The organism is Luteolibacter sp., from assembly GCF_058122085.1.
In genome coordinates, this window is record NZ_JBIKBQ010000043.1 from 20,479 (window position 1) to 28,996 (window position 8,518).

7 protein-coding genes are annotated in these 8,518 nt (G+C 60.3%); 4 read left to right on the forward strand and 3 right to left on the reverse strand.

Annotated features, from left to right (window positions below):
* Window positions 1–49: 49 nt before the first annotated feature.
* From plsX to AC4DF4_RS08315, 3 genes are all read right to left on the reverse strand, one after another.
* Window positions 50–1,078 (reverse strand): phosphate acyltransferase PlsX, encoded by a 1,029-nt coding sequence (gene plsX / locus AC4DF4_RS08305; RefSeq protein ID WP_490047654.1) that lies wholly within the window; start codon window positions 1,076–1,078, stop codon window positions 50–52.
* 99 nt (window positions 1,079–1,177) lie between these two features.
* Window positions 1,178–1,360: a 50S ribosomal protein L32 gene (gene rpmF / locus AC4DF4_RS08310; RefSeq protein ID WP_490047655.1), complete on the reverse strand. Its 183-nt coding sequence runs from the start codon at window positions 1,358–1,360 to the stop codon at window positions 1,178–1,180.
* Window positions 1,361–1,373: 13 nt separating this feature from the next.
* Window positions 1,374–1,877 carry a YceD family protein gene (locus tag AC4DF4_RS08315; RefSeq protein ID WP_490047656.1) on the reverse strand — a complete coding sequence of 168 codons (504 nt, stop codon included), beginning with the start codon at window positions 1,875–1,877 and terminating at the stop codon, window positions 1,374–1,376.
* Between the two features lie 89 nt (window positions 1,878–1,966).
* Here AC4DF4_RS08315 and AC4DF4_RS08320 point away from each other — a divergent pair, with 89 nt between their 5' ends.
* The 4 genes from AC4DF4_RS08320 (at window position 1,967) to AC4DF4_RS08335 (ending at window position 8,223) form a co-directional block, all read left to right on the forward strand.
* On the forward strand, window positions 1,967–3,025 hold the full coding sequence (locus AC4DF4_RS08320) for a M42 family metallopeptidase (RefSeq protein ID WP_490047657.1): 1,059 nt from the start codon (window positions 1,967–1,969) through the stop codon (window positions 3,023–3,025).
* A 456-nt stretch (window positions 3,026–3,481) separates the two neighbouring features.
* Window positions 3,482–4,576, forward strand: a complete 1,095-nt coding sequence (locus AC4DF4_RS08325; RefSeq protein WP_490047658.1) for a ribonucleotide-diphosphate reductase subunit beta — start codon at window positions 3,482–3,484, stop codon at window positions 4,574–4,576.
* A gap of 90 nt (window positions 4,577–4,666) precedes the next feature.
* Window positions 4,667–7,948 (forward strand): ribonucleoside-diphosphate reductase subunit alpha, encoded by a 3,282-nt coding sequence (locus AC4DF4_RS08330; protein WP_490047659.1) that lies wholly within the window; start codon window positions 4,667–4,669, stop codon window positions 7,946–7,948.
* A 101-nt stretch (window positions 7,949–8,049) separates the two neighbouring features.
* Window positions 8,050–8,223: a hypothetical protein gene (locus AC4DF4_RS08335; protein WP_490047660.1), complete on the forward strand. Its 174-nt coding sequence runs from the start codon at window positions 8,050–8,052 to the stop codon at window positions 8,221–8,223.
* Window positions 8,224–8,518: the final 295 nt, after the last annotated feature.

The window sequence follows — 8,518 nt, forward strand, 5'->3', positions numbered from 1 at the left end:
CCTCGAACGGTTGCCACAAGCGCGAAGTGAAAATCGCGGCTTTCCAAAACTAAGCGTCGGCTTGGACGGCTAGTGAAATGGCGGCCAGCGCCTCCTCGATCTGCGGATTCACGCGGTTTTCGACGGTTTCCATGCCGACCCGGATCGCGTTGCGGACGGCCAGCGCGGTGGAGGACCCGTGGGCGATGATGACCACGCCGTTGACCCCGAGCAGCGGGCTGCCGCCGTAGGTTTCGTAGCTGCTTTTCTCCTTGAGCGCCTTGAACGCGCCTTGGGCGAGCACGGCTCCGGCGATCCGCAGCGGGTTGCCTTTGATCTCGGTTTTCAGCCATTTTGAAACCGCTTTGGCGGTCGCCTCGATGGTCTTGAGCATGATGTTGCCGACGAATCCGTCGCACAGCACCACGTCCAGCTCGGTCTCGAAAAGGTCGCCACCTTCGACGTTGCCGACGAAGTTGATGCCGGGCGTTTGCTTGAGGAGCTTGAAGGTTTCCTTGGTGAAGGTGGTGCCTTTTTCGTCTTCCTCGCCGTTCGACATCAGGCCGACTTTGGGGTTTTTCACGCCGAGCACGCCGCGCGCAAACGCGGTGCCCATCACCGCGTAGGCGACGAGATGCTCAGGTTTCGCCTCGGGATTGGCCCCGGCGTCGAGAATGTGGCAGATGCCGAATTCGTTCGGCAGCGCGGACGCGATGCCCGCCCGGTCCACGCCGGGAAGCGTGCGGAGTTTCAACGTCGCGGCCGCAACCGCGCCGCCGGTGTTTCCGGCGGAAACGAACGCGTCCGCGCGACCGTCCTTCACCATGTCCATGGCGATGCTGATCGACGAATCCTTTTTCTTCCGCACCGTTTTCGCACCCGGCTCGGCCATGCCGATCACCTCCGAGGCGTGGACAATGCTCACCCGCGGGTCGCTCAGATCCAGACCCTGCTTCTTACACTCCTCTTCGAGGATTTCCCGAACTCCCACCAGATAAAGGTGTTGCAGCTTCGGATAGTAACGCAGCGCGTCGATGGCTCCTCCGATATTGACGGCGGGGGCGTGGTCCCCGCCCATGGCGTCCAGGGCGACTTTCATGCAGGATCGAGATTACGGTGGTGGAAAGCGAGGAAACGAAAAATTACCGCAGGAGGAAATCCCCGAGCGGCAATTGGTTCAGAAGACACGTGGTCGGCTTCAGAGAGCTTCGACGTCGAGCACCTGGCGATCGCGGTAGTAGCCGCAAGACGGGCAAGCGATGTGCGAAGGCACTTTGCTGCCGCACTCAGGGCAGCTTTTGAAGATCGGTGCACGCCAGCGGGTGGCGCCGCGGCGCATTTTTGAGCGGCTTTTGGATTGGCGTCTTTTTGGTACGGCCATGGTCGTAGTTTAGTTAAGGTTGGTCCTTGAGGTCCTTGAGAATGTCGAGAGCTGACCATCGGTCGTCGCTCTCGGCGCGGGGCGGAGTGGGTAGCCCATCTTCCGGCGACTTGTCCACTGATAAATATCGGGAATCGATTTCGCACTTCTGCGGCACGTCTCCCTCCTCGCATCTCGGGTCCACCGGGAAGTTGATCAGGATCTCCTCGCGCAAGGCCTCGGTGGCGTCGATTTGCCCCTCGTGCTCGATCTCCAGCGAGATCGCGGCGTTTTCCTGGCGGATCGTTTGCACGAAAGGATGCAGCGTCCTCACGCAGGTGAATTCAAACGGTGCCGAAAGCGAGCCGGTCAGCAGCAGTTCGGAGCCGAAGCGGTGCACCCAGAGGTCGTATTCCAGCGGCCCTACGGCTTGGGCGTCCTCTTCCGGCAGGTCGAAAATTTCCTTCGGCAGCTCGCCGGAATATCCCTTTCCCTCCTCCGGCAGGTTCGCCAGATCGATGATTAAATGTCCTTTCATGCGCGGAATGTAACCCCGCGCCGCCCGCCGCCAAGCCGCAATTATTTCCCACTCGCCAAGGCCCTTCACCCCGCTATTTTCCGCCCGTCATGCCTATCGATATCCCTCTCCTGACCCGCATTTGTGAAGCTCCCGGCGCTCCGGGATTTGAAAAGGAAATCCGCAACCTCGTCCTCGCCGAGCTCAAAGGCCTCGCCGACGACATCCGCATCGACAACATGGGCAGCATCATCGCCCTCAAAAAAGGCCGCTCATCCGCCAAAAAAATCATGGCCGCCGCCCACATGGACGAGATCGGCTTCATCGTCACCCACGTCGATGACAAGGGCTTCGTCCGCTTCAATCCCGTCGGCGGATTCGACCCCAAAACCCTCACCTCCCAGCGCGTCATCATCCACGGCCGCAAGGACATCATGGGCGTCATGGGCTCCAAGCCGGTCCACATCATGACGCAGGAGGAAAAGCACAAGCCCGTCAAAATCACCGACTACTTCATCGACACCGGCATGACCAAGAAGGAGGTCGATAAAATCGTCGCCGTCGGCGATTTCGTCACCCGCCACTCGCCGCTCATCGAGCTCGGCGACTGCGTGAACGTCAAATCCCTCGACAACCGCGCCTCCGTCTTCGTCCTCATCCAGACTCTCCGCGAGCTCAAGAAATCCAAGCGCAAGCCCGCCTTCGACTTCTACGCCGTTTTCACCGTCCAGGAAGAAGTCGGCCTCCGCGGCGCGCAGGCCGCCGCGCTTCAAATCCAGCCGGATTTCGGCTTCGGGCTCGACACCACCATCGCCTACGACGTCCCCGGCTCCACCCCGCAGGAACGCTGCACCGCCCTCGGCGAGGGCGCGGCCATCAAGCTGATGGACTCCTCCGTCATCTGCGACTACCGGATGGTCGAGTTCATGAAATCCGCCGCCAAGCGCCACAAAATCAAGTGGCAGCCGGAGATCCTCGCCGCCGGCGGCACCGACACCGCCAGCCTACAGCGCATGGTCGCCGGCGGCGCGATCGCCGGCGCGATCTCCATCCCCACCCGCCACATCCACCAAACCATCGAGTCCTGCCACAAACACGACCTGGCCGCCTGCATCCTCCTGCTCATCGCCTGCGTCTGCGAACTCGACCGCCACGACTGGGAATTCTGACCCGCCGATTTCCTCTCCAGCCGCCCGTTTCCACCCGGAAACCGGCGGCTTTTTCTTTGCCGGAACCCGCCATTCTCCCGCGAATTCAAAACTTTTATATTCCTCTCCAACGCCTTGCACCAAACAGCCCGGTTTCCCGGGCGATGTTTCGTAAAAATCAAAAGATTTTTTCAAATTTCCGCCAAACCGCCCCGACCTAACCATTAGGCGAAAATTTCCGACCCCCTAGACTTCTCCCCGTATCCTCGCACCAATCGCCGCAAGTCCTAGATCTTGCTCATGATTTACATTGTGGCTACACGCCTAAAAGCGCTACATCTTGTATTGTGAATAATTTGTGGATACTACATGAGCAAAATCGGTTTGACCACGCCCGTCATTTTCTCTCAGTCTCCACTCCGCTGCGCTTCCCGCCCGGCCCTCCGATTCACCCGCTTTTCAAGTTCGCCAAACACCATGTCATCTCCCGCCACCACCACCGTCTCCCTCGGAAGCAAAACCTTCATCCTCGACCGCGAAAAAGCCGAACTCGCTTACGCCGGCAAGCGCGTGATCAACGGCAAGCAAACCATGTTCTTCAACATCCTCCCGCTCAAATACCAGTGGGCGTATGACCTCTACAAGACCATGAAGAACAACCACTGGGAGCCCGAGGACATCACCATGCAGAAGGATGTCGAGCAGTGGCGCTCCGACGAAATCTCCGACGTCGAACGCTGGATCATCAAGATGGGCATCGGCTACTTCTCCGCCGCCGAAGGCATCGTCGGCGACAACGTGCTCCACGTCGTCCGCGAGGTCGTCACCGCTCCCGAACTCAAGCTCGTGCTCGGCCGCCACGCCCACGAGGAAAACATCCACGCCGACTCGCTCGTTTACATGATTTCCTCCCTCGGCATCAACCCGCACGAGTGCGAGGCGATGTTCGAGGACATCCCGTCCATCACCGCCAAAAACAACTTCGTCGTCTCCAACAGCAAGGCCCTCCGCCGCGACATCGACCTCACCATCACCGAAAACAGGCAGGCCCTCGCCAAGAACATCTTCATGTTCGGCCAGGTCATGGAAGGCACCCAGTTCTATGGCCTCTTCGGCATGATCCTCAGCCTCTACCGCCAGAACAAGTTCCCCGGCATCGGCCAGATGTTCCGCTACACCCTGCGCGACGAATCGAACCACATCGAAGTCTTCCGCAACCTCCTCATGGACCTCATCGATGAAAATCCCGACGTCTGGACCGAGGATTTCCGCGAGGACCTCCGCGCCACCATGAAAGAAGGCATCACCCTCGAAAAGCAGTTCATCCGCGACTGCCTCCCGGTCTCCGCCCTCGGCCTCAATTCCGTCGATTTCGAAACCTACATCGACTACATCGCCGACCGCCGCCTCACCTCCTGCGGCCTCGCTCCGCTCAACGAATCCGTCAGCAACCCGTTCCCCTGGCTCGCCGAAATGATGGACATCAAAAAGGAAACCAACTTCTTCGAAGGCCGCGTCACCGAATATCAGAAAGCCTCCGCCCTCGCCTCCGTCGACGACGACGAACTCTAACCTTAAAAGTGGCTGGGGCGTCTCGCCCCGCGCATCCCTCTTGTCTCACCCGCTCCCTAACTTCCCTAAAAACTCGCTCCCCATCACACCATGTACCGCTCACTCAACCTCAACGAAGACCTCGCCCTCAAGCAGGTAGTAACAGACCGATTCTCGCTCGTGGACCGCGGCTTCGCCTGGCGCGACGTCCTCTCCACCGAGAAGCGCGCCCCGGTCACCGACATCACCATCACCCGCGGCACCACTGACTCCCACTTCTCCCTCGAAGACGTCGCCGACGCCATCGGCGACTCCCTCGCCGACCTCCTCATCTCCCGCCGCGAGGATGAAAAATCCATCTTCTCCGACGTCAACCGCAAGTTCGTTTCCGACGTCGCCCACTCCGTCGCCGCCTTCCTCACCGACTCCCTGAAGTCCGACGGCCGCCTCCGCCTCTCGGAAGGCGACCTCTATCTGCTCATCGAAAAGGCCCTGCTCGAAAACGAAGCCTACGACGTCGCCAAGTCCCTCGCCTTCCGCCGCTCGATGGAGAAAACCGGCACCGTGGACGTCCATACCAGCCCGAACTCCCTGCCCGTCCGCCTGATCCGCCGCAATGGCAACGTCGTCCCGTGGTCCGAGACCAAGATCGAGATCGCAGTTAGGAAAGCCTTCCTCACCATCAAGGAAAACCCCGAGCCCGCCGTCGAGGTCGCCAAGGGCGTCACCGACCGCATCCGCCGCGGCGATTCCTCGTTCGTCCACATCGAGGACGTCCAGGACATGGTCCAGGAGGAACTCATGCGCCAGGGCCACTTCAAGGCCGCCACCCACTACGTCCGCTACCGCGACGAGCGCGCCCGCATGCGCAAGGAAGAAGAGGACCTCGCTGAAGATCCGAACCAAGAGCTGATGGTCACCGTCGTCAACGACGACGGCATCTCCTCGTTCTGGGACGGCGGCGATCTCCGCAAGCGCATTTCCTACGCCTCCATCGGCCTCGAACTCAACATCACCGAGTCCGAAATCGAGCGCGAACTCCGCCGCTCCGTCGGCAACGAGATTTCCGAAAAGGACCTCAAAAACACCATCATCCTCAACGCCAAGGCCCTCATCGAGAAGGACGCCGACTTCGCGAAATTCGCCGGCCGCATCCTCCTCTCCTACATCTACGAGGAAGTCCTCGACTGGTCCATCCTCCGCGACGGCATCGACAAACTGAAGCAAGCCCACAAGGCCGCCTTCAAGTCCTACCTCAAGCACGGCGTCGCCATCAAGCGCCTCAACCCCGAGCTCCTCGACTTCTACAACCTCGACAAACTCGCCGAAGCTTTTGATCCCACCGCCGACCTCGACTTCGACTACCTCGGCATCCAGACCCTCTACGATCGCTACCTCATCGTTGACAAAACCGGCAGCAAACACCGCCGCATCGAGACCCCGCAGTTCTTCTGGATGCGCGTCGCCATGGGCCTCTTCAAAAAAGAGGAAACCAAGCGCGAGGACTGGGCCATCCGCCTCTACAACCTCTACAAAGGCCGCCGCTTCTGCTCCTCCACCCCCACCCTCTTCAATTCCGGCACCCTCCACAGCCAGCTCTCATCCTGCTACCTCTACAAGGTCGACGACTCCATCGAGTCCATCATGTATCGCGGCATCGCCGAAAACGCCTTCTTGAGCAAGTGGGCCGGCGGCCTCGGTGGTTCATGGACCGCCGTCCGCGGCACCGGCGGCTACATCCAGGGCACCAATGGCGAATCCCAAGGCATCATCCCCTTCCTCAAGCTCCACAACGACCAACTCGTCGCCGTCAACCAAGGCGGAAAACGCCGCGGCTCCGGCTGCGCCTACCTCGAAACCTGGCACAACGACATCGAGGACTTCCTCGACCTCCGCAAAAACACCGGTGACGAGCGCCGCCGCTGCCACGATATGAACACCGCCAACTGGGTTCCCGACCTCTTCATGAAACGCATGGAAGAGCGCGGCACCTGGACCCTCTTCCGTGCCAACGAAGTCCCCGATCTCCACGACCTCTACGGCTCCGCCTTCGAGCAGCGCTACTGCGAATATGAGCAAATGGCCGCCGATGGCAAAATCTGGTCGCGCCAGCTGGCCGCCCTCGAGCTCTGGAAATCCATGCTCAAGATGGTCTTCGAAACCGGCCACCCATGGATCACCTTCAAGGACCCGTGCAACGTCCGCAGCCCGCAGGACCACTGCGGCGTCATCCACTCCAGCAACCTCTGCACCGAGATCACGCTGAACACCTCCGCCGACGAAACCGCCGTCTGCAACCTCGGCTCCGTCGTCCTCGATACCCACATCACCCGTGACGGCGCCCTCGATCACGAGATGCTCAAGGAAACCATCACCGTCGCCATCCGCGCCCTCGACAACGTCATCGACATCAACTTCTACCCCACCGAAGCCGCCCGCACCGCCAACACCCGCCACCGCCCCATCGGCCTCGGCGTCATGGGCGTCCAAAACGCTCTCTACAAGCGCAACCTCGCCTTCGCCTCCGATGCCGCCGTCGAGTTCAATGACGAGTTCATGGAAGCCATCGCCTACTACGCCTACAACGCGTCCAGCGACCTCGCCTCCGAAGTCGGCACCTACAGCAGCTACAAAGGCAGCAAATGGGACCGCGGCCTCCTCCCGCAGGACACCGTCGATCTCCTCGAATCCGAGCGCGGCCGCAAAATAGACGTCCCCCGCGGCGGCAAAATGGACTGGTCCGTCGTCCGCGAAAAAATCGCCAAACACGGCATGCGCAACTCCAACGTCCTCGCCATCGCCCCCACCGCCACCATCTCGAACATCATGGGCACCACCCCCTGCATCGAGCCGAACTACAAGAACCTCTACGTCAAATCCAACCTCTCCGGCGACTTCATCGTCCTCAACAGCGAGCTCGTCAAAGACCTCAAGAAGGCCAACCTCTGGAACCAGGAAATGCTCGACCAGCTCAAGTATTTCGACGGTGAGCTCGACGCCATCGACGACATCCCGGAAGCCCTCAAGCACAAGCACAAGACCGTCTTCGGCATCGACTTCGAGTACATCATCGACGCCGCCGCCCGCCGCCAGAAGTGGATCGACCAAAGCCAGAGCGTCAACCTCTTCCTCGCCACCCCCGAGATGAAGACCCTCTCCCACATGTATCGCCGCGCCTGGGACAAGGGCCTCAAGACCACCTACTACCTCCGCACCCTCCAGGCCTCCAACATCGAGAAATCCACCATCGACGTCAAAAAGGAACAACGCGGCGTCATGGCCACCCAAACCGCCGCCACCGCCGCCGGTGCCAAAACCTACACCGCCGAGGAAAAGAACGCCTGCTCGATTGATGCGATGCTCAACGGCGGCACCTGCGAAGCCTGCCAATAATCCTCACCTGTAGCGGCGCGTCTATGACCGCCGCACTTCATCTTCATCTTCCATGACTCCCGCCTCCCCCATTGACACCAACGGGGAATCGGAGCATCCTCATGCCAGTGAAAGTTCAACCCCCATCTCAGAAGCTCGCCGCCATCAACGAAGCGCTTTCGAGGACGCCGCTCAAGCGGTTGCCGGTGGAGAAGGTCCGCGCCCAGGTGATCCAGCATCTTTCGGAAGCGAAATCCGAAATCTTGAGGAGTGGGCACGCCGTCAAGGCGCGCTGATCCCGGACAGCGCCCTCGACCGACACGGTCTCGAACAGCACCAGCGAGCACGAAGTCTTCTACCGACCCGACGACGCTCGCGCCGTCAAGCGGACTTGGGCTGGTGTTTAGACCCTTTGCCAAAAATTAGTTCCCTTGTTCGGAATGCGTTTTGCAAACGGATCGGATGATTTTCGATAGATCCATCAAGTGCTGGATCGACTCAACGAGCTTGTCGCTGAGGTCCTTGCTTTGTTTCGTGAAGTAGCCGGCCAGGTAGTGTCCTTTCAGGTGCTGCCAAAGTCGCTCGATCGGG

Excerpts from the sequence above, each read along its gene's own strand:
- AC4DF4_RS08325 (WP_490047658.1), top strand. The coding sequence starts at position 3,482 with ATGTCATCTCCCGCCACCACCACCGTCTCCCTCGGAAGCAAAACCTTC.
- rpmF (WP_490047655.1), bottom strand. The coding sequence starts at position 1,360 with ATGGCCGTACCAAAAAGACGCCAATCCAAAAGCCGCTCAAAAATGCGC.
- AC4DF4_RS08335 (WP_490047660.1), top strand. The coding sequence starts at position 8,050 with ATGCCAGTGAAAGTTCAACCCCCATCTCAGAAGCTCGCCGCCATCAAC.
- AC4DF4_RS08320 (WP_490047657.1), top strand. The coding sequence starts at position 1,967 with ATGCCTATCGATATCCCTCTCCTGACCCGCATTTGTGAAGCTCCCGGC.
- AC4DF4_RS08330 (WP_490047659.1), top strand. The coding sequence starts at position 4,667 with ATGTACCGCTCACTCAACCTCAACGAAGACCTCGCCCTCAAGCAGGTA.
- AC4DF4_RS08315 (WP_490047656.1), bottom strand. The coding sequence starts at position 1,877 with ATGAAAGGACATTTAATCATCGATCTGGCGAACCTGCCGGAGGAGGGA.
- plsX (WP_490047654.1), bottom strand. The coding sequence starts at position 1,078 with ATGAAAGTCGCCCTGGACGCCATGGGCGGGGACCACGCCCCCGCCGTC.